Source organism: Lysinibacillus sp. 38-6, assembly GCF_046245175.1.
In the GTDB taxonomy this organism is placed as follows: Bacteria; Bacillota; Bacilli; order Bacillales_A; family Planococcaceae; genus Lysinibacillus.
The window spans coordinates 849,087-868,713 of record NZ_CP176417.1 but is presented as its reverse complement, the minus strand read 5'-3'; the positions used below and the strand labels follow the sequence as shown (position 1 = coordinate 868,713).

Below are 19,627 nucleotides of genomic sequence, written 5' to 3'. Positions count from 1 at the left end.
AGCGTATGATTTTACACTGCGCATCCATGTTTGTAGCAGTAATCATACGCTTCTGTCTATTGGAGAGTAAATGAGGATAAATATGCGGTATTATCTTATTTTTTCTATAAAATATTTTAATATTCTAGCAGTTAAACCCCAAATGGTATACTGCTCATAATCATAAAACCATTCTTCCATTGAACGCGTTCTCCATTGGTACTGTGCACCGTTTACAATTTTGTCAAAAGGAAAATCTAATGAAGGTACTGGTTCAATCGAAACTAAATGCATATAAGGCTCATACTGTAATAACCAGTCAAGTGGTACTGTAAATACTTGTTCTACTTCTTGCTTGTTGTATCCATCAATAATTTGCTTATAATCAACGACTGCCACAAATGGATAAGTAACAAATGAAGATGACGCTATATAAGGACTTAATTGCCCTATCACTTGTACTGTATTCGGATCAATGCCTAATTCTTCATGTGTTTCTCGTAATGCCGCAGCTAATGGTGATGCATCACTGGCATCAATTCGTCCACCTGGAAAACTAATGTCACCCGGCTGTTTTCTCATTGTCATTGATCGTACTTCAAAAAGAATGTGCCATTTTCCGTCCACTTCTACTAATGGTATTAATACCGCAGAACGAAAAGCTGATTCCTCACCTATAAATAAAGATGGATTTTGTTGTAACTGATGCTTCAATTTATCTAGAAACATGAGATTGTATTCACCTCAATAGTTTATATTCCTTATTATCGTATCATTAAAAGTGCATTGGATAAAGATTCTGCCATTGAATCATCCTATTTCAATAAAAAAATGCAGCGGAGGCGTTTATTCTCCCCCATCTGCATCGCTTATGGTTGTATAACGATTTTCCCGATACTTTTACGACTTTCCAGTAATGCATGTGCCTTTGCCCCATCTTTAAGAGCAAAAATCGTCGGTTCTTGCATTGTTATCATGCCTTCTATCAACCAATCAAATAATTGTTGTGCACGGATTTTTCTTTCCTCAAATGACGTTAAAACATTCCAAAGGTCTCCCCCCGTTATTGTTTTGGACGTATCCATTAACATGCGCGGATCGACCGCAACGGGATCTCCTCCTGACATGCCGAAAAATACTACCGTTCCACCGACTTTAGTTGCCTCAAAACTATCTTGCAGTGTTGAGCCTACCGATTCATACACAACGTGCACTCCTAAGCCACCTGTCGTTTCCTTCACTTTTTGCACCCAATGCTCTTCATATAAGAAAACATGATCCGCGCCGATATTAGACGCTACTTGTGCCTTTTCTTTTGAAGATGTCAGCCCAATAACATTGGCCCCTTTTAACTTTGCCATTTGAATCAAGTTTTGACCAACGCCACCTGCTGCTGCATGAATCAACACCATATCACCTGGTTGGATGGCATAGCTATCCGTTACTAAATATTGAGCCGTTAAGCCCTGTAATAAAATCGCAGCCGCCGTTTCAAAAGAAATTTCAGCAGGTAATACAATCACTTTATCGTGTGGCACTGCTACCAATTCCGCATTGGCAAACGGTACATCTGCAAAGGCAATGCGGTCACCAACTTGAATATGATCGATATTTGCGCCAACCTTTTCCACGACCCCAGCGCCTTCATAGCCCAAAATAAAAGGAGGCTGACCTGCTAAATGGTAATTGCCTTTGCGTCGGTAAATATCCGCAAAATTTAAGCCAACTGCTTTCGTGCGTACTAATAGTTCATCGTCCGTGATGCCCGGATCGGCGATTTCTTTGTATTGTAAAACTTCAGGACCCCCAAATGTTTCAAAAACTAATGCTTTCATTTATTTAACCCCTTGCTAAGTGAATGTAGCATTATCTTACGCTAACGAAAAAGGCCAAGACAACTAATTTGTCTTAGCCTAGCAATTGATATGGAATAAAAAGGATTTCTCAGTTAATCACCGAATATATCATCTATTGGGGGTGTAATAAAAATGGAAATAACCATACAGAGAACAACAGAAGACGAAGCAACCGTTCTATTAGCTATTCAGAAAGAAGCATTTCTAGAAGATTTAACACGCTATAACGACCACGCAACAAATCCAGCAAACGAACCAATTTCAAGGCTTATCACAAAAATTCAAAGCTTTACCCATTATACTGTTTGGCTTGATGATGAAATCATTGGGGGTATTGATATTCGAGAGTTAAAAAATAATCAATTCCGTTTACATCGAATCTTTTTAGCAAAGGCGCATCAAAATAAAGGATTTGGCAGTTATCTAATGCAATGGATTGAAAATCAGTTTCCTTGTGCACGTGAATGGCATTTGGACACGCCTCATTTAAATACAAGAAACCATCATTTTTATGAGAAACTCGGCTATGAAAAGGTTGGAGAGCATCGTATCTCAGAGTCATTTATTTTATTTGACTATGTAAAAAAAATGAAGAAATACTAATAAAAAAGTCAGTAGCGAATCATTCACCACTGACTTTTCCATCTTCTACTTCGCCGTTAATGTCAGATGATCAGCAGTTGCCCAATTGTTGATTGGTTGGACTTTATAAGTGCCGCCCGACTTCAATGTCTCGTCGATCACATCAAAAATACCGACCGCTCCTTTACGTGAAGAGTAACGATATTGCGCTTGTACTATTGAACCATCTTCCGCTTGTAATGCTATAGTACGGCCAGCAAATAACTCCATTCCAGGATCTTTATCAAGCGTTACTTGGAATGATGTTGCATCAATCGGCTCTACCGACTTAATGATTAATGGCGCCATATCCGTTGCCGTAAATGTTGGATTTTTAATTGTGGCCCAGTCTGCCGTCACCGTATATTTCGTTCCTGCCTTCATCGCTTTTCCTTCTGGTAAGCGGAATTTCGGTGCCTGTCTGCCATCTGCCGCTTGTGTGAACAGCACGTAGTCTGCCTGTAACTTGTCGCCATTTTCTGCCGTCAATGTCACAACACGGTCTCGTAATGAAGAGATAACTTGATAATGCTTGCCTGTGTCGTCCTTATTGTCATCATTTACTTGAAACGACAAGTCTCCCCTTGCCTCTTTATAAGCTTTAATAATATTAGAATAATCTGTTACACCTTCATTTTTAAATGATTCAATCTCAAATGTATCATTGGCCACTTGTTTCGCTTGACTTAGATTTATTTTTTCATCACTACCATCAAAAGCCTTCGTTTCTCCATCTTTGTATCTGAGTGTATAAGTTGTACCAGCCTTCTGCATTGTAACAGGTACGATATACGTACTTTTAGCCCCTATTTTTAAGCGTGGCACATTGACGATCGTTAAATCATGATTGAACGAAAAATCTTTTTTGATTGTTTCTAAATTTTCTACTTTCACACCTTCTTCGGTTAATGGTTCAGAAAACGTTACTTGCAACGTCATTATGTTTAAAGGTTTTATTTCGGTAATTTGAACCTCTTTTTTCCTATCATTTTTAGTCTCTTGCTGCGTTTGCCCTTGCTTTGTCTCCGTTTGTTTATTTAAAAAATTACACCCCGATAGTGTTAACATAGCTGTTAACAAAATGGGTGTGATGATACGCCATTTTTTTGTCATTTGGATAACTCCCCCTCCAAGTATTAGTCGTTCCTCCATAACCATTCTTGCCAATGCCATATCATTGTTATACTTGCCTACCGTTGTCCCATTATGTGGCCTTTAGCTAGAAATAAAAAATAGTATGCAAGGAAAACTCCAAGCATACTATCGTTATATTGCCATTTAGTTCATTTCAGGTTTATTTCTTTTTATTATTTTTAGCACGATTTCAATTAATACAACTGCGATTAATGACAGACCAAATAACGGCATGATGACACCTAATAGTATAATAATGATGATAAAAGGAATCGAGATTTTTGGTGATAGTTGAGGTGGTGCAGAAAGTAAGCCTTTTTTCTTGCGCAACAACCACGTGCGGAATCCCCAAAAAATGACGCCTAGAAATGCGACACAAACTAGTAAGTTTAATAATTTGTTCGGCCAGCCAAATAAATGACCTTCATGCAATGGAATGCCCCATGTAAACCATTTAGCTAAAATACCATAGTCGTCATAGTTCACTTGAGATATAAATTCACCGCTATATTGATCAAAGTACATCGTCGCTTCGTCATATGGACTAACATCTAAACCCGTTACACCGGTATTACTTGATTTAGCAACCGTAAATACACCGTCATCACTTGTCGGATAAATAATAGAATATGGTTTTGTAATGCCATTTGCCTCAATTTGTTGTTCAAGGCTTGCCACATTCACTTGATTTGGATTTCGGCTTATCGTTGTAATGCCCATACCGTGATGCGCATGTTTAGATGAAGAAGGCGCTTCTTCTTTACGTGTCGCCCAAGGAATTTCGCTTACGTCAGATGTTGGCGGTTGTTGTTGCAATAGAGGCGTACCAAATGATGGATGTTCTTGAGATGCATTTAATATGATATTCCCCATAAATGCAGACCAAGGTAATCCCGTAAAAATAATCACAATCATCGGAATGGTAATGATTGTACCAATCAGGGCATGCCATCTTCTATTTTTTTGTCGCTTATTCGCTTGCTTTGCTTTTTTTAATACTTTTCCTTTAAAAGTCATATATAAACCCGAAAGCAGTAAAAAGATTGCCCAACAAGCAGCTAATTCTACTAGATAGTTCACAACAGTGCCACCTAGAAATAAGGAGCTGTGCAAACTTCTAAGCGCATTGGCAAATGTGTAGGTCGGATCTTGATGGCCAACAATTTGATTGTTTTGATCTAAAAATAAATATCGTTGAACCCCTTCAGCATTCGTCATCGTTAATCGCGTATTGTAAGGTTCCTCTAACTCAATAATTTTCGTCGTCGTATAGCCTGCAAATGCTGCTTCCGCTTGTTGCACACCTTCATCAATTGTTAATTTTTCGGTTTTTCCACTATCCCCAAAGAAATAGTCTTCATATAAATGATTTTCGACATTTGTGTAAAACAAATACCCTATACCACTTAATGTCAGTGTAATGAGCAGTGGTGTAATAAATAAAGCAGCATAAAAATGCATTCGCCAAAAACTGGAATAGGTTGCATTTTTCATTTCTTGTTCCCCAATCTATTAGTATAAAAGCTAGTTTATTATATAAAACAAAAGTGAAATAAGAATGAAGTCCTAGCAAAATTTTAATAAAAAAATAAAAAAGCTACTTCTACATCCCTTTCCATAAGATGCCTGAAGTAGCCTTTCGTTATTTTAACCGATTAATTCTTTTCTAACATTGCAATAAGCGGTATAAATGTCTGACTGATGCGCTTCATCTTGCCCGAAAAAATATTCAACAAGTTCCTTTAATGTTTTTCTAGCCCCGTCAAATTGCTTTTGCATAATTTCATATTTAAAAAGATTTTCATAGTACTCAATGACTTGACTATTCATCTGGTCACTCCTTTAGTTTTTGCATAAAAAAGCATCTTTCTCTTTAGAAAGATGCCTACTATGACAAGCCACCCTTTACCTGACTTTCGTACATCTCCCGTTGCACCATCCTAATAAGGGAAAATAAACGTCATTGACAGGTGCGGAACCGCATAGAATTTTCACCGATACAAATCGAACTGCTAGTTGGTACCTCTATTTTATTATTTCATTTTTATGATTATACCTTCGTAGAATATGCACATTGACACGCTCCTGATAGATTACTAATATTTAATGTAACGCCATTTATTTTCCAATAAATACATTTTAAAGAAATACCTAACTGTTAACAAAATAAGTTGCAACAAAGTCTATTTTTTTTGCAACAAAACGAAAAATCATCGTAAGTTCTATCAAGTGTTGCTACGATACAATCAGGAAGGAGAACAAATGAAATTCAACTATATTTGGAACAACCATCACTCCACTTCGGAAATCGATATTATTAGTAACCCATCAAATAAAGAATGGCTTTCAACATTGGAACAGCAAGTTTCACAGCCTATGACAATAAATGCAACTGATCTTAAAACAAATCGCCAAATAATGATTGACCTCAATCAGATCGAAGCGATAGAAGCATCCGGTCATTTTACGAAAGTCTATTTACTAGACGGGACAGAGCTTTTGCTGAATAAAATTTTAAAGGAATTAGCGTACTTGGAATCATTTCATTTAGTTAGAATCAACAATTCGATCATTTTGAATTTGAAGCAAATCCAGTCATTTGCTTCCGGAAGTCATGCAAGATTGGAAGTAATCACGAAACAACAACATAAGTATATCGTCAGTAGACATTATGCAAAATCCATTAAGGAGAAATTGAAATGATAAAAGACTTAAAAAACAGCTTTTTATCGACTACATTTTGGGGGTTAATTTTGATTGTCCTTTTAATGACCATTTTTAATCTTCACCAAGAAATGGTCAACTTCTTTTATATTTGGAATTTAATTGGGATTAGCGTGCTAATGGGGATTGTGTTTGGTATTGCTTATCCATACTTGTGGAACTACTCGACATTAAAAGTAACTTCTAAAATAACGATTAGTACTTTATTGAACTTTTGCTGCGGCGTAAGCAGTATCTATCTTTTATCACTGCAAGTATTCGAATTCATCAAACCTTATTTGTTGGTGATTTTAGTCATCACGTTAATCGGTCATATTATCGGATTTTATTTTTTCTCAAAATATGAAAATAAAAAAATAGCGGCTAGTTTGAATAGCTCGCTAGAACAGTAAGGAGACGGAAAAATGAACCTCGACACTAGCTTACAAGTACTATTACATGATATTGCGCTCAAACAAAAGAAGGGGCTACCTTTTATTATGGCATCCATTTTTATATGGGCCGTGATTACAACCATTACATTACTGCCTTTAGATGTAATGATTAAAAATATCGGCATTTTATCTTGTGGTGCATTGCTATTTCCTGTTTCAATAGGTTGTGCCAAAATCCTAAAAGTTGATTTATTTTATAAAGAAAATCCTTTAATTAATGGACTATTAATTGCAACAAATAATCAAATTTTATATTTAATTATTTGTGTTCTTCTATTAATAAAAGCTCCTATGTGGGTTTTACCTGCTTACGCCATTATTTACGGAGCTCATTTATTACCATATTCTTTCTTTTATCAATCAAAAAATTATCGCTATAGTTCCATTTTTATTTGTCTCGCTATTTTAATCAGCATCCTTTTCTTCCATTTAAATATACTTTTTGTCCCGCTAATCGTAGAAATCGGTGTACTCTTCTTATTTTTTATGCTGAACAAAGAAATAAAAAGCTAGTCTAGCAATCATTAGACTAGCTTTTTATTAAAATCATCTGCTACAAAATTTAGGATAGCCACCGCCATTCATTCATGGCAACGAGTTTTTTTATCCAACTGCGATCAGATACATCTTGTATGCACTTCAGTACTTTTAACGCAACTACGTCAAAGTCCTCATCTGTCTTTGCTTCCTCATAATGAAACCAACAATCATTGTCATCTGTTCCATATATATCTTCTCTTAGTCTAAAACGGTCATCAAAACTTACATCATGGGCAGTCACTTTGTTCGGTGGTACTTCTTCTCCCCAACTCATCGTTGTTCCATTTTTTCCACAAACAGCAAGTTCAACAACAAAAGAGCCACCATAACGATTAAATTGAAAAGTTACTAAGTCTATATTCTCTTCATTTAGTCTTCTAAAATGTGGAAACGTTCCTTTAAAACCATGTTTTCTTAAATAAGGCACTACTAGTTTTTTTAATGCTTTTATCATGAATAGACGACTATTGGATAAGCTCATAATCGGTATCCCTCCAACGAAATTTTTTGGTACTTCAAGTGAGAGAGAAATCCAAAGCTATACAAGAGAAAGTCAAATTAAAAATGAGTCCGGCGCTCCACCGAACTCATTTTTGAAAGCACATGAATAACGCAATAGTGTGTTTTCTTCAGCGATTATTCCCAATCCTTGTTCAATGAAACTAGTTTTTTTATCCAATTGCGATCTTTTACGTCCTGTATGCACTTCAGTACTTGTAATGCAACTAATTCAAAGTCTTCGTCTGTCTTTGCTTCCTCATAATGAAACCAACACTCAGCATCATCGGTTCCATATATATCTTCTCTGAGTCTAAAACGATGACCATAATCTAGATCATACACAGTTACTTTGTTTGCGGGAATTTCTTTCCCCCAACTCGTCGTTAAACCATCCTTCCCACAAACACCTACTTCTACCACAAAAGAGCCACCATAACGATAAAATTGAAAGGCAATTAATTCCATATCATCCCCATTTCGTCTTCTAAAATGTGGAAATGAGCCTTTAAATCCATGTTCTCTTAAGTATGGTACTACTAGTTTTTTTAGTGCCTTTATCATTAATAGACGACTATCGGATAAGCTCATAATCTGTATTCCTCCAACTTTAGTTTTTTCGAACAATATTTAAATTCACGGTTTACTATAAGCATATAAAATTAATCATAAATTTTATAAGGAATCCCTTTTGATTTCAAATACTTTAACACAGCTTTACTTGCACCTACTTTACCTGTTTGATCACTTTTAAAGAAATGCCATTTCGCCCCTTTAATTTCCTTTGCATCACCAGTCGTACCTTTAACTAAAAGATAGTCCTTATCAATCTGTTTTTTAACAAATTTAGTTAGCGTTACGTACCCTACTTTAGACTCGTGGGCAATACCAGAAGTATCTAGTACATCTATAATTCTTAAACCTAAATCAGTATTTCTACGCGAATGGACCTCTTTTGATTTCACCAGTGTTTCTAAATATTTCTCCGCTGCTGTACCACTACTAAAAGATTTTTTGGCATGTTTTGCGGCGGATTTTGTTATTTCTTTACCTGATCTTTTGGAAATAAATTTAATTGCACCGCCAATTAGACGGACAACTACACTTACTACAGATGCGTGGGCATCATTTTCTGAAATCGTTATTTGTTTTCCAGTAGTTCTGTCGACTAAAAGAACTGTAAATTGCTCTGTCGTATTTTCAACTATTTCGACTTCGTAATCAGCTTTTTCAACTTTATCACCATAAGCCATTTCAGAGCTAACGGTCATGCTATTACCATCTAAGGTTGAAGCAATTATTAAAGTTGATGTATATTCATCTGTCGAAATATCTAATTGAAAGGCAATGCCATGACTGTCTAGGTTTGCAATAGACGTCTTAATTTTTTGTGCATCTTCCCCTAAAATAGCTCCCATTTCATCATTGAAACTTGCGAGTAAATCGGACTTAATCTCTTCTGCCATTTCAGGTTCCGTTAACAGGCTATCTAGCAATCCACCATCATGCAGTAAACTATGTAAAGTCGGGTCATTCAAAGAAATTAAATCAACTATTTTCTCATCATGTAAATAAGATTGCACGACATGATCATAGGCTAATATTTCGTTTATTAGCAGAGGGTCTTCTACAATTGCTTTGATAATACTTTCATTTTCAAATAGTTTCTTTATTAAAGTAGAATTTTCAGCAATTGCACGTCTAGTACTTTCGCTGTTGAAAATTTCTCTTACTAAAATTTTGTCTTGCGCAATCGCATGGACGATACTGTCATTTGCAAAAAGTTCATTGACTAAACTAGCATCTTCCGCAAGTAAACGGGCTACGCCGTCACTTTGAATTATTTTGTTTACTAAAGCACTGTCTTCAGCAATTGCATTGGAAACATCTTTGTTTTTTAATATTTCACTAACTAAACTCGATATTTCTGCAATCGAATGTACAATAACATCTTGTGCTAATAGTTCTTGCACAAGTTCCGATTCTGCGACTAGTTCCTCTACAACATGGCTATTAGCCAAAATTTCCGCTGGTATGTCTGAAGTTTGCGTAATCGATTCTATATATTCTTCAGATGTAAAAAATTCACTAAGTAATTGCTCAATCGATTCTGGATATTCTACATCGGCATTATATTTGTTAGCAGCCGTAACGCTACTTGGTAGAACAGATAGATTAGAAACGATTAACGCTAGTGCAATGTACAAACTAATTATTTTTCTCATATTCCCATAACTCCTTTATAAATAATAGAATTAGAGGGGATTATTCAGTTAAAAGGATTAGACCGTTTCCATATTTGTTATCAAATCCTTTGTCACCTAAATCATGAGCAAAATTTTTTAATTGATTGTTAATGAACTTATAAGCTTCTTCTTTGTCGGATAATTCAGAAATCAACAATGAGACGACACCTGTAAAATAAGCTGCTGAAAAAGATGTCCCATCAAAATAATCGACATCTCCTTTATTCGTAATTGATTTTAAGTTACTACCTACCGTTACAAAATCTATTTTTCCTTCACCAGAAAAATAGGCCTTCGATAAATTTTCATCGACTGATCCGATAGAAATAACATTCGAAAACTTTGCAGGATAATCAACCCCAAATCCAAATGTATTACCTGCGGCAGCGATAACCAAAATATTTTCCCTATTTGCTCTTGTTATAACTTCTTCTAAAATTGCATTTGATTTCTGAAAACCAAAACTTAAATTTACTATATCGACACCTTCATTAATTGCCCATTCAATCCCCTTTACTAAATGTTCTAAAGCTCCATTGCCATCCTCACCTAAAAATTGAACATCGTATAACGCTACATAAGGGTTAACACCTAAATTATTCCCAGCAATAATACCGGCAATTGGTGTTCCATGATTGTATCCATCAAATGTTTTACTAGAATCATTGATGACATTAAAGCTTTTTACTACTTTGCCATCAAGTTCAACATGATCATTGATGCCACTGTCGATAATGGCAATTTTTATCAAGCGTTTTTTCTCCTCATTTTCGTCAATAATGGCATCTAGTGGATTAACAGCGTATTTTTCTTCATGATGCCATAAAGAAAAATACGCAATAGGCATAATACAAACGAATATCACGATTAATAACAACCCTTTTTTAACACATGTCTTACCCTCCGTTCTGACAATTAATTTATCTCTTGCTCGCTAATTTTCCGCTAATATAAATAAAGATATATTTGATTGCCATCATAATACTAAATTTTTAGAAAAAATAAAATAATATTTTTTTATTCATTTTTTACGAAAATATCATAAATAAATAGTAAAAATTTTCATTACCACACAATAAGATTCCTAAATATTTTTATTTTTTTAATGCTAGAATACTAGTTTTATAATATTTTTTTATTAAATTAGTTTACTTATTAAAATAAAATTACTATAAAAAATCTACTGAGTATTTTCTTACTCAGTGACGGCAAGGCAAAGTTAGGTATCTTCCTGCAAAATCCTGCAAATAAAAGGTATTTTAAGTAATTTGTAGAAATATATAATTATTGCATACTTGCAGAGGAGGATAACTATGATTGTCGGATTACATCATGTCCAACTTACTATTCCAAAAGGTACTGAGGAGCAAGGGAAGGCATTTTATTGCCATGTACTCGGCTTAAAAGAAATTGAGAAACCAAAATCCCTTCAAGGGCGAGGTGGTTTTTGGTTACAAGTTGGTCATCACGAAGTACATGTTGGGACAGAGGACGGTTTTGATCGACTTACGACGAAAGCGCATATTGCCTATCAAGTAGAGGATGTTGCCTATTGGAGAGAAGTATTAACAGCGCATCAGATCGAAATACTTGATTCTGTGCCCATTCCACAATTTGAACGCTTTGAATTTAGAGACCCATTCGGTAATCGGGTAGAGATGATTCAGCCACTTTAAGCCTTTAAAAAGTTGAAGGGCATAATCAGGCGCCATTCTATTTTTTTTCTATAAAGTAAAATTGATACTAGCGAAGGTGTCGATTCCTACTTTGAACACATTCAGCGTCAGACGCGTGCTTCAATGAAAATGCAAAAAGTGTTAGATTGATCGTAGTCAATCTAACACTTTTTCACTTCTCTCATGGCCCTTTTCTCTTTACAATTTAAAAAGCTGTACCTCTTGGTTTAAATTCTCTGCCATCGATGCTAAATGATCTGTATTTTTTGAGATTTCATCCATCGTTGCGACGGTTTGGTCAATTGTTGCGGTCGTTTGCTCGACACCTGCGGCTGACTGTTGCGAAATAGCGGCAATTTCATCGATAGAATGATTGATTTGCTCAGTAGTTGTTGAAATGCCTTGTAAGTTTCCTGTTATGCCTTGTATATTGTTAAACATACTGTTGACCGCAATTGCAATTTGTTCAAAAGTTGTATTGGTAGTCGTAATTTGCTCTGTGCCTCTTTTTACTTCCTCATAACCCGTCCGAAGGGATGCAGTGACTCCGACCGTTTCATGTTGAATTCTTGCCACAATAGACGAAATATCCGTCACAGAATAAGAAACTTGTTCAGCAAGCTTACGCACTTCATCGGCGACGACCGCAAAACCTTTCCCTTGCTCTCCCGCCCGTGCCGCTTCAATGGCCGCATTCAATGCTAGTAAGTTCGTTTGATTGGCAATATCATCAATTACCGACACTAATTTAGAAATTTCTTGCGATTGTTTATTTAAACCTTCTACATTGGCAACAGCCTCTTGGACCATTTTATCAATCGCAAACATTTGCTGTGTCGAACTGTTCATTAAATGTTGCCCACTTGCTGTAAGTTGCAAGACTTCACTCGAATATCCTTGTAAATCTTTTCCTTGTCCATTCGCTTGCTGGACATTTAATTTAAATGCGTCTATTATTTGCGCTAAGTCACTGGCATTATGCGCTTGGGATTCAGAGCCACCTGCTAATTCAAGCATGGTGAGTGCAATTTGTTGTGCACCTGTTTTGACTTCTAATGAAGATTGCGCTAGTTGTTCACTGCTGGCAGCTACATTACCTGACACAACATGGATGGAACCAATGATTTCATGTAGTTTCTTATTTAATGTATTCGTTGATTGTACAAGCAAACCGATTTCATCTTTCATTCTTTCAGGCAAAGCAGGTTGACTAATATCGCCATTAGCCATATGCGTGATTTTTTCGATAACGGCTTTTATTGGATTGGCAATCAAACGCGCCGAAATGTATGCGGTTACAATTCCGATCACTGTTGTAATAACGCCAATTATTAATCCTATATTCATCGTTTGCTTTGATTGCACAATCATATCCTGCCCTAGCTCATTAATAGAAGCTTCTCTTGCACTGGCTAGCTCCTCGTATCCCTCTCTAATTTCTACTGCGAGACGATCGACGGAATTTAAATTTTGTATAGCTAATTCAATGTTTCCTTTATCGTATTCATCAAACACTTTCGATTGTACAAAGCTCCGCCATTCTCTTGCTTTTTCCACTATTTTTGTTAAGCTTTCATCAGTCGATAAATTATTTACGATTGTATTATTAGCTTCAGCTATTTTAATATATTCCTCGAATTCCTGTTTATATTTTGGCTCTCCTGTGAGAACATAACTTTTAGCCGCAGTTGTACGCACACTAATGGTCGATGCTAATTTTTCACTTGCCGTTAACAGCTGTAATTCTTTATTGACAATTTCTTCTCCAGCAGTAATGACACGTTTATTGGCGAAAAAGCTATAGGTGTTAAAACAAGCGATGAAAAATACCACAATAAAAAATGCACATATTATCTTTGCTCGTATTGTTTTGAACCTTAGTTTTTGCAACATACCATTATCCCCTTTCAATCGTTAAATATAACTACTATAAAACTACATGTTTCGCCAGCTTTTGAGGGCAAGCTACTATTTATTTCTACCTAAATATAACATATATTTCCTATATTACCCATGACTCGAACTATGTATTTCTTGCTTTCCTTTATGCAAGAAAATGTGTGCAATACGTGCTTTTCTCCGTACACATGAACTCATAAAGTTATTTTTATATCATTCCTTATCCTTATTTTGATTTCTCTATTTGCATATTGTCTACCGTCTTTTCTATATTAACGACGTATATTTTATTTTTCACTATAATTTTATAGCAATAGCTTATAGGTCCCTGTTTGTTCGTGTTTTTACTACACTTATTTAACAAACTGAAACATTTGTAATGAAACTGTAAATTCAGGCGTTCAGCCCTTTTATATCAACGTTTCTGGCGAAGGCTACGCCCCCCGTGGAAACAATTACCTCCCGGAACGCCTACTTTTTCATGCTACGATTATTGCAATGGCAAGCAAACAGAAACTTACTGCTCGCTTACAGGAGGTAAAAGACAGCATGAAAAAACAATTTTTAACTACTACATTAGCACTAACGATTGGCTTTAGCTCATTCGGCATCGTTCAAGCAAGCATTGAACCAATCAAAGTAGAGGCAGCCACAACAAACGCCCAACATAATGACGCGGCAGTTGCAGCAAAAGCGGATCAACTTATTCAAACAGGAAAAAGCTTAATTGGTAAGGCGACATATAGTAATTCAGTGTACAAGGCTACATATCCATACAAGTTTTCTTGTGCTTCATTCATTATGTATATTTTTGAGAAAAATGGTGTAGACCTTGGGACATATAATGAAAACTATATGATCCAGCAAGGAACACCTGTTGCGAAAAGCCAATTGCAAAAAGGCGATTTAGTGTTCTTTAAAAGTAAAAAAACAGGCACAGATCCTGACCATGTAGGTATGTATATCGGCAATAACAAAATTATTCATATGGCGGATTCTAAACAAAATATCGTTATTTCAGATATGAGTAGCAAGCCTTATTATACAAACAACTATGTAGGAGCTCGACGCGTATTACCAACATTGTTATCTGCTAATCCAGCAACAAAAGGCGATAAAATTGTAGAAAATGCCATTACTTATAAAAATAAAGCAACGATAGGTTCTACAATTAATGAGCAAAGCTTACGATTTACAGCCCCTGGTTTCGTAGAATATGTTTACCGTAAAAGCGGTGTAAAACTGGGTACAACTAACTTAAAACAACTAATGGCTAAAGGTACAACAGTGTCACGTGCTAATTTAAAAAAGGGTGACTTAGTGTTCTTTAATAGCGTAAAAGGTTCAACAAATCCTTCTCTTGTCGGCATTTACGCTGGCGATCAACGCATCATAATTCCAATGTCGGGTGGCGTTACGACTAGAGTACTATTTGTAGATTACTATAAAGAGCATTATTTAACAGCAAAACGTGTCTTTTAAGAATATGTGAGGACACAAACTCGCATTATTACAAGATGAGTTATTAAATAACGCAAAACATAGCATACGAGCAGTGACGTTCACCGCTTTGTATGCTATGTTTTATTTTATATGGTAAGTTGCTAAAAATGCATCGCAATCGAATTTTCACCGTAAAGAATGCCAATAGCTTTTATTGTGCCTTTAATTTATTGGCAAATTCAATCATTGATTTACTGGACATCGGTCCCTTTATGAGAACGATCGTGTCTTTATCTAGTTTTGGTTTGAGTATTTCTAAAATACCTTTGACCTCTTGAAATATGTGAACCTTTGCGTTTGTGCCATCTTTTTTTGCCTGTGCTGCTATGTGTTCTGCCCTTTTTCCAATTGTAATGAGCGTGTCAATATTTCGCTCGGCCACCATTGAACCAATCTCACGATGATACTTTTCTTCGAAAAGACCCAATCGCTTTATATCACCTAATATAAGGATTATTTTTTTATCTTTTCCTATCGTATCTAACACTTTTAAGGCTGCTTCAACCGATGTTGGGTTATTCGTCCACGTATCATCGACAATGGTACTTTCACCGATACCTGTTGAAAATTCAAGATGCCTTGCCATCGGTTTAAATGTTTTTAATCGAGAGATTGCCTGATGGATAGATAGGCCCATTTCTTTTATAGCTGCGATAGCCGCTAACGCATTATAAACTTGATGTTCACCGTAACCAGGTACAAATACCGTATATTTTTCATTGGATACTTGTAGGGTAAATTGCATACCATTGTTGGTAAATTGAATGTTCGATGCTTTGTAATCGGCTTTTCCATGTACCCCTATCGTAATAATTTTGCCTTTGAATAGTTGCAATGGAACTTTTTTTGTATTTTCATCATCTGCATTGATAATTAACGTGCCATCTGGTGAAATGCCCTCTACAATTTCAGACTTCGCTTTAATATAGCCTTCAAGATTTTTACATCCATCTAAATGATGCACACCGATATTTGTAATAATCCCAATCGTTGGTTGGTAGATCATGCATTGATGTTTGATATTACCTGTATTCCCTAAGCCTAACTCAAATACGGCTGCTTTTGTTGTTTGATCGATGCCTATTAAATAAGGTAACGATTGTCGAGGTTCATTTTTACTACTAATCGATGCCTGCACATTCCAGTCTTTACTCGCAATATGTTTAATCATTTCTTTCGTTGTTGTTTTCCCACATGTACCGGTTAATGCAACTACCGGTATGTCAAATAGACCTCTATAATATTCAATAAACTTCCAGTAAGCTTGTAATGTACTTTTTACTCGAAGGACAGTCGTATTTGCTAGCGCCTGTTTCAGTTCTTGTAAAGGCTTATCTGAAATGACGAGGGATGGTCCCTTTTTGTCGATTTCTTCCCAATTTATAGTCTCGCTTCGATTGACAAACAGGAGGCTATTTTTTTGGGTCAAATCATGGCGATTATAATAGATCGCATGTTTGACAAGCCAATGCTCAGAACCGCTTACTAACTCTGCTTGTAGTAACTTTCGAATAACAGTTACACTAATGTTTTGCACGTTCACTCCTCCCCCCTCTCATTATCGTATGAAATTGCTCTCTAGAAGTTTGGGTTAAGAGGTACATTCCAACCCTATTTCTAGCAATGTCTCGTATTGAATGACGTGCTTTATCTTTTATTGAGAGCGCTCCTTTCTAGTAGATTACTATACAATATTATGGAATTACTGCTTGTGACACTGTATTTATCCTATTGTGAAAGTAAGCCGATTATTGCTTCTTATCTTTATCTGTTGGGCGTGTCGTTTTGACCTTTAAATCCGCTGCTAATTGGGAAATTTGCTTACTGTACATATCCCCTTTTATCAGTACGATTGTATTGTCATCTACTATTTCATGTAATAACTTATAGACAAGTATATTATTATTAAATGTATAAACCGGTTTATTAAATCCTAACTTCACTGCCTGATCTGCCATAATTCGTGCATGCTCGCCTATTGTAATGAGGACATCTACACCAATACGGTGGATTAATTCTCCTGCTTGCTCATGGATAATATAACCCCAAGAACCTAAATCCGTAATTGTTCCTATAACCGCTACTTTTTTCTTACCATCGCCTAGTGAATTTAAAACCTTTAATGCTGCTTCTAAAGAAGTCGTTGTTAAACTCCAAGTATCATCGATTAACAGGGAGTCATTAATCCCTTCAAAAAGTTGTAGTTGCTTTTTCACTTTCTTAAATGTCGCTAACTGTTTAATCGCTACGGAAATCGGTACTTGCAATTCACTAATGGCAGCAATGGCAGCGAGTGCATTATATACTTGATGCTCTCCAAAACCCGGGACAAACACATCATATGTTTTCTTTTGATGATGCATTTTAAAACGCATGCCGTTTTCAACATAGCGAATGTGACTTGCTTTAAAATCACATGTTGCTTGCTGACCGATGTAAAGAATGCGTCCTTTAAAATTCGATAAATCAATTTTCCGTATATTCGCATCTTCTGCATTGAGAATTAATGTACCATTCGGGTTCACTATTTCAACCATTTCACCTTTCGCCTGTATATAACCTTCCAACGTTTTACAGTAATTTAAATGGTGTGCGCCAATATTAGTAATAATACCAATCGACGGCTTGAAATATGCTCCAGCTTTTGTTACATCTCCAGGTGACCCAACTGCTGTTTCAAAAACAGCAACTTCTGTTTCATCGTCAATACTTAGTAAATATTGTAATGAGGCTGTTCTGGAATTACTGCTTAACATCGTGGCTGCGACTTCTTTTTCAGCAGAAAGTATGTGTTTAATCATTTCCTTTGTAGTGGTTTTTCCAGAGGTACCGGTTATGGCAATAACAGGGATGTCAAATTGGCTTCGATAATAATGAACAAATTTCCAGTACGCCTCATCTGCATTCCCTACTTGGATGATGATGACGTTGCGAGGAATTTCATGCTGACTATAAACCCAATCCGTGACAAGCACTAATGGCAAAAGCGATTCAAGACTCTTCCAATTGACAATGCGCTTGTTTGTAAAAAGGGCCGTATACGGTTTTTTCACTTGTTTTAGTCGATATGCGCCATACTGGATCAGCACCTCCTCAGACCCTTGCAACAATTTACCTGCAGTAATCGCTGTTAATTTCTTCACCGATAGAGGCTTCATATCATTTTTCACTCCTTTCCTTTCTATTATATGAATCGTCACAAAAGTTGCTTGGATGTAAACATGATACATAACTAGAGGAAATCTATTTCACAGCATATATATAAAATGTATATTAATAATCCAAGTGCCAATTGAAGGAGTGATTATACTGAAGGCAATTATATTTATCGGTACAAACAAATCAGGGTCTAGTCGTGAAGCAATAAAAGCAGCAGAGAAATTGGGTTACTTTACAATACTGTTTACTCACAATGAAAAACAGTTACAACAGAGAAAAGCCTATCCCGATATTCATAAAATGATTTATATCGACACTTCCAATATAGAAGATATGATAGAAGAAATTCATGATTTGCTTGATACCGGATTAGAAATTAAGTCCATTGTTAGTTTTGTAGACCCTTTTGTCCATATTGCCTCTATTTTATGTGATGAATTCTGTCACAACTATACATCGTCAACAGCTATTGAAATGATGGAAGATAAAGAAAAAACAAGGAATATGTTAAAAGATCAGCCTTATTCCCCGAAGTTTTTTCTTAAAAAACCACATGAATCCTTTTCAAATAATATGGTCTTCCCACTCATCGTTAAATCTCCTAAATCTACAGGTTCTAAAGACGTACTGTTGGCGACAGATAAAAACCAACTCGATGCACATCTGTCTTTTCTCCAAAACAAAAATCCTGGTGAAACCATTATGATTGAGGAATATATTGATGGCCCACAATACTTAGTTGAAGCAATGGTCTATCGACGGCAGGTTCATACAATCGGCATTATTGAACAAGAGATAACACAAGGAAAACGATTTATTATTACAGGCTATGGTGTACTCGCACAAGTACCGCAAAATATTCAAAAAGGGATAGAAGAAGTGCTACACTCAATCGTCAATGTTTTTGATATTGAAAATGGCACGCTACACCTTGAACTACGTTTAACAGCACACGGGTGGAAGCTGATTGAAATTAATCCTAGAATTTCGGGGGGCGCCATGAATAATATGCTATATGCGGCGTTCGGATTTAGTTTAGTAGAAGAGACATTGAAATTATTTTTAGGTGAACAGCCGAATGTCACACCAAAGCATCGAAAGTATATTTTCACCAAATATGTAATAGTAGAAAGCAAAGGTGTGTTAGAAAGAGTCATAGGTAGAACGAGGGCGACAAAGTCTCCAGGTGTCGTAGATGTTTACGTAAAACCAAGAAAAGGAACCTTTTTAACGCCACCATTATCGATGGGGCATCGTTACGCGTATGTTATTGCTGAGGGAAAATCCTTAAACCAAGCAAAAAATAATGCGGTAACGGCCGCTAAGGAAATAAAATTTCTATTAAAAGCGCTGTAGCA

19 protein-coding genes are annotated in these 19,627 nt (G+C 36.0%); 7 read left to right on the top strand and 12 right to left on the bottom strand.

The window, feature by feature from the left end; all coding sequences use genetic code 11:
• Positions 1-90 precede the first annotated feature (90 nt).
• Together ACKVEV_RS04525 and ACKVEV_RS04520 are read right to left on the bottom strand one after the other, a co-directional pair.
• Complete coding sequence (locus ACKVEV_RS04525) at positions 91-708, bottom strand: NUDIX hydrolase (RefSeq protein WP_409369217.1); 618 nt, start codon at positions 706-708, stop codon at positions 91-93.
• Between the two features lie 140 nt (positions 709-848).
• Positions 849-1,814, bottom strand: a complete 966-nt coding sequence (locus tag ACKVEV_RS04520; RefSeq protein WP_409369216.1) for a quinone oxidoreductase family protein — start codon at positions 1,812-1,814, stop codon at positions 849-851.
• Positions 1,815-1,967: 153 nt separating this feature from the next.
• On the opposite strand from ACKVEV_RS04520, the gene ACKVEV_RS04515 reads away from it, so the two are divergent.
• Positions 1,968-2,438 (top strand): GNAT family N-acetyltransferase, encoded by a 471-nt coding sequence (locus ACKVEV_RS04515; RefSeq protein WP_409369215.1) that lies wholly within the window; start codon positions 1,968-1,970, stop codon positions 2,436-2,438.
• Positions 2,439-2,483: 45 nt separating this feature from the next.
• Here the strand turns inward: ACKVEV_RS04515 and ACKVEV_RS04510 are convergent, their stop codons facing one another.
• The 3 genes from ACKVEV_RS04510 to ACKVEV_RS04500 form a co-directional block, all read right to left on the bottom strand.
• Positions 2,484-3,569, bottom strand: a complete 1,086-nt coding sequence (locus tag ACKVEV_RS04510) for a hypothetical protein (RefSeq protein ID WP_409369214.1) — start codon at positions 3,567-3,569, stop codon at positions 2,484-2,486.
• 165 nt (positions 3,570-3,734) lie between these two features.
• The gene (locus ACKVEV_RS04505) at positions 3,735-5,084 is read right to left on the bottom strand and encodes a PepSY-associated TM helix domain-containing protein (protein ID WP_409369213.1); all 1,350 of its coding nucleotides are present in this window, start codon (positions 5,082-5,084) and stop codon (positions 3,735-3,737) included.
• A 153-nt stretch (positions 5,085-5,237) separates the two neighbouring features.
• Entirely contained in the window at positions 5,238-5,420 is a 183-nt protein-coding gene (locus ACKVEV_RS04500) for a hypothetical protein (RefSeq protein ID WP_409369212.1), read from the bottom strand.
• A gap of 432 nt (positions 5,421-5,852) precedes the next feature.
• Here ACKVEV_RS04500 and ACKVEV_RS04495 point away from each other — a divergent pair, with 432 nt between their 5' ends.
• The 3 genes from ACKVEV_RS04495 to ACKVEV_RS04485 are packed head-to-tail and all read left to right on the top strand — an operon-like array spanning position 5,853 to position 7,261.
• Entirely contained in the window at positions 5,853-6,293 is a 441-nt protein-coding gene (locus ACKVEV_RS04495; protein WP_409369211.1) for a LytTR family DNA-binding domain-containing protein, read from the top strand.
• A complete protein-coding gene (locus ACKVEV_RS04490) occupies positions 6,290-6,706 on the top strand; it encodes a hypothetical protein (protein WP_409369210.1) in 417 nt (138 codons plus the stop codon). The genes ACKVEV_RS04495 and ACKVEV_RS04490 overlap by 4 nt, the downstream gene beginning before the upstream one ends.
• 12 nt (positions 6,707-6,718) lie before the next feature.
• Complete coding sequence (locus ACKVEV_RS04485) at positions 6,719-7,261, top strand: DUF7010 family protein (protein ID WP_409369209.1); 543 nt, start codon at positions 6,719-6,721, stop codon at positions 7,259-7,261.
• A 49-nt stretch (positions 7,262-7,310) separates the two neighbouring features.
• On the opposite strand, the gene ACKVEV_RS04480 is transcribed toward ACKVEV_RS04485, so the two are convergent.
• The 4 genes from ACKVEV_RS04480 to ACKVEV_RS04465 form a co-directional block, all read right to left on the bottom strand.
• On the bottom strand, positions 7,311-7,769 hold the full coding sequence (locus tag ACKVEV_RS04480; RefSeq protein WP_409369208.1) for a DUF4304 domain-containing protein: 459 nt from the start codon (positions 7,767-7,769) through the stop codon (positions 7,311-7,313).
• Positions 7,770-7,924: 155 nt separating this feature from the next.
• Complete coding sequence (locus ACKVEV_RS04475) at positions 7,925-8,377, bottom strand: DUF4304 domain-containing protein (protein ID WP_409369206.1); 453 nt, start codon at positions 8,375-8,377, stop codon at positions 7,925-7,927.
• 71 nt (positions 8,378-8,448) lie between these two features.
• On the bottom strand, positions 8,449-10,011 hold the full coding sequence (locus ACKVEV_RS04470; RefSeq protein ID WP_409369204.1) for a hypothetical protein: 1,563 nt from the start codon (positions 10,009-10,011) through the stop codon (positions 8,449-8,451).
• A gap of 40 nt (positions 10,012-10,051) precedes the next feature.
• Positions 10,052-10,897, bottom strand: a complete 846-nt coding sequence (locus tag ACKVEV_RS04465) for a S8 family peptidase (protein WP_409369203.1) — start codon at positions 10,895-10,897, stop codon at positions 10,052-10,054.
• Positions 10,898-11,345: 448 nt separating this feature from the next.
• Here ACKVEV_RS04465 and ACKVEV_RS04460 point away from each other — a divergent pair, with 448 nt between their 5' ends.
• Positions 11,346-11,708, top strand: coding sequence for a VOC family protein (locus ACKVEV_RS04460; RefSeq protein ID WP_409369202.1), 363 nt, complete (start codon positions 11,346-11,348; stop codon positions 11,706-11,708).
• A 198-nt stretch (positions 11,709-11,906) separates the two neighbouring features.
• Here ACKVEV_RS04460 and ACKVEV_RS04455 read toward each other — a convergent pair whose 3' ends face one another.
• Entirely contained in the window at positions 11,907-13,601 is a 1,695-nt protein-coding gene (locus tag ACKVEV_RS04455; protein ID WP_409369201.1) for a methyl-accepting chemotaxis protein, read from the bottom strand.
• A gap of 555 nt (positions 13,602-14,156) precedes the next feature.
• Here ACKVEV_RS04455 and ACKVEV_RS04450 point away from each other — a divergent pair.
• A complete protein-coding gene (locus tag ACKVEV_RS04450) occupies positions 14,157-15,089 on the top strand; it encodes a C40 family peptidase (protein ID WP_409369200.1) in 933 nt (310 codons plus the stop codon).
• 172 nt (positions 15,090-15,261) lie between these two features.
• On the opposite strand, the gene murF is transcribed toward ACKVEV_RS04450, so the two are convergent.
• Together murF and ACKVEV_RS04440 are read right to left on the bottom strand one after the other, a co-directional pair.
• The gene (gene murF, locus ACKVEV_RS04445; protein WP_409369199.1) at positions 15,262-16,647 is read right to left on the bottom strand and encodes a UDP-N-acetylmuramoyl-tripeptide--D-alanyl-D-alanine ligase; all 1,386 of its coding nucleotides are present in this window, start codon (positions 16,645-16,647) and stop codon (positions 15,262-15,264) included.
• 211 nt (positions 16,648-16,858) lie between these two features.
• The gene (locus ACKVEV_RS04440; RefSeq protein ID WP_409369198.1) at positions 16,859-18,268 is read right to left on the bottom strand and encodes a Mur ligase family protein; all 1,410 of its coding nucleotides are present in this window, start codon (positions 18,266-18,268) and stop codon (positions 16,859-16,861) included.
• Positions 18,269-18,419: 151 nt separating this feature from the next.
• On the opposite strand from ACKVEV_RS04440, the gene ACKVEV_RS04435 reads away from it, so the two are divergent.
• Complete coding sequence (locus ACKVEV_RS04435) at positions 18,420-19,625, top strand: ATP-grasp domain-containing protein (RefSeq protein WP_409370501.1); 1,206 nt, start codon at positions 18,420-18,422, stop codon at positions 19,623-19,625.
• Positions 19,626-19,627 lie beyond the last annotated feature (2 nt).

Excerpts from the sequence above, each read along its gene's own strand:
- ACKVEV_RS04515 (WP_409369215.1), top strand. The coding sequence starts at position 1,968 with ATGGAAATAACCATACAGAGAACAACAGAAGACGAAGCAACCGTTCTA.
- ACKVEV_RS04500 (WP_409369212.1), bottom strand. The coding sequence starts at position 5,420 with ATGAATAGTCAAGTCATTGAGTACTATGAAAATCTTTTTAAATATGAA.
- ACKVEV_RS04450 (WP_409369200.1), top strand. The coding sequence starts at position 14,157 with ATGAAAAAACAATTTTTAACTACTACATTAGCACTAACGATTGGCTTT.
- ACKVEV_RS04485 (WP_409369209.1), top strand. The coding sequence starts at position 6,719 with ATGAACCTCGACACTAGCTTACAAGTACTATTACATGATATTGCGCTC.
- ACKVEV_RS04520 (WP_409369216.1), bottom strand. The coding sequence starts at position 1,814 with ATGAAAGCATTAGTTTTTGAAACATTTGGGGGTCCTGAAGTTTTACAA.
- ACKVEV_RS04470 (WP_409369204.1), bottom strand. The coding sequence starts at position 10,011 with ATGAGAAAAATAATTAGTTTGTACATTGCACTAGCGTTAATCGTTTCT.
- ACKVEV_RS04505 (WP_409369213.1), bottom strand. The coding sequence starts at position 5,084 with ATGAAAAATGCAACCTATTCCAGTTTTTGGCGAATGCATTTTTATGCT.
- ACKVEV_RS04490 (WP_409369210.1), top strand. The coding sequence starts at position 6,290 with ATGATAAAAGACTTAAAAAACAGCTTTTTATCGACTACATTTTGGGGG.
- ACKVEV_RS04495 (WP_409369211.1), top strand. The coding sequence starts at position 5,853 with ATGAAATTCAACTATATTTGGAACAACCATCACTCCACTTCGGAAATC.
- ACKVEV_RS04460 (WP_409369202.1), top strand. The coding sequence starts at position 11,346 with ATGATTGTCGGATTACATCATGTCCAACTTACTATTCCAAAAGGTACT.
- ACKVEV_RS04455 (WP_409369201.1), bottom strand. The coding sequence starts at position 13,601 with ATGTTGCAAAAACTAAGGTTCAAAACAATACGAGCAAAGATAATATGT.
- ACKVEV_RS04475 (WP_409369206.1), bottom strand. The coding sequence starts at position 8,377 with ATGAGCTTATCCGATAGTCGTCTATTAATGATAAAGGCACTAAAAAAA.
- ACKVEV_RS04480 (WP_409369208.1), bottom strand. The coding sequence starts at position 7,769 with ATGAGCTTATCCAATAGTCGTCTATTCATGATAAAAGCATTAAAAAAA.
- ACKVEV_RS04510 (WP_409369214.1), bottom strand. The coding sequence starts at position 3,569 with ATGACAAAAAAATGGCGTATCATCACACCCATTTTGTTAACAGCTATG.
- ACKVEV_RS04440 (WP_409369198.1), bottom strand. The coding sequence starts at position 18,268 with ATGAAGCCTCTATCGGTGAAGAAATTAACAGCGATTACTGCAGGTAAA.
- ACKVEV_RS04525 (WP_409369217.1), bottom strand. The coding sequence starts at position 708 with ATGTTTCTAGATAAATTGAAGCATCAGTTACAACAAAATCCATCTTTA.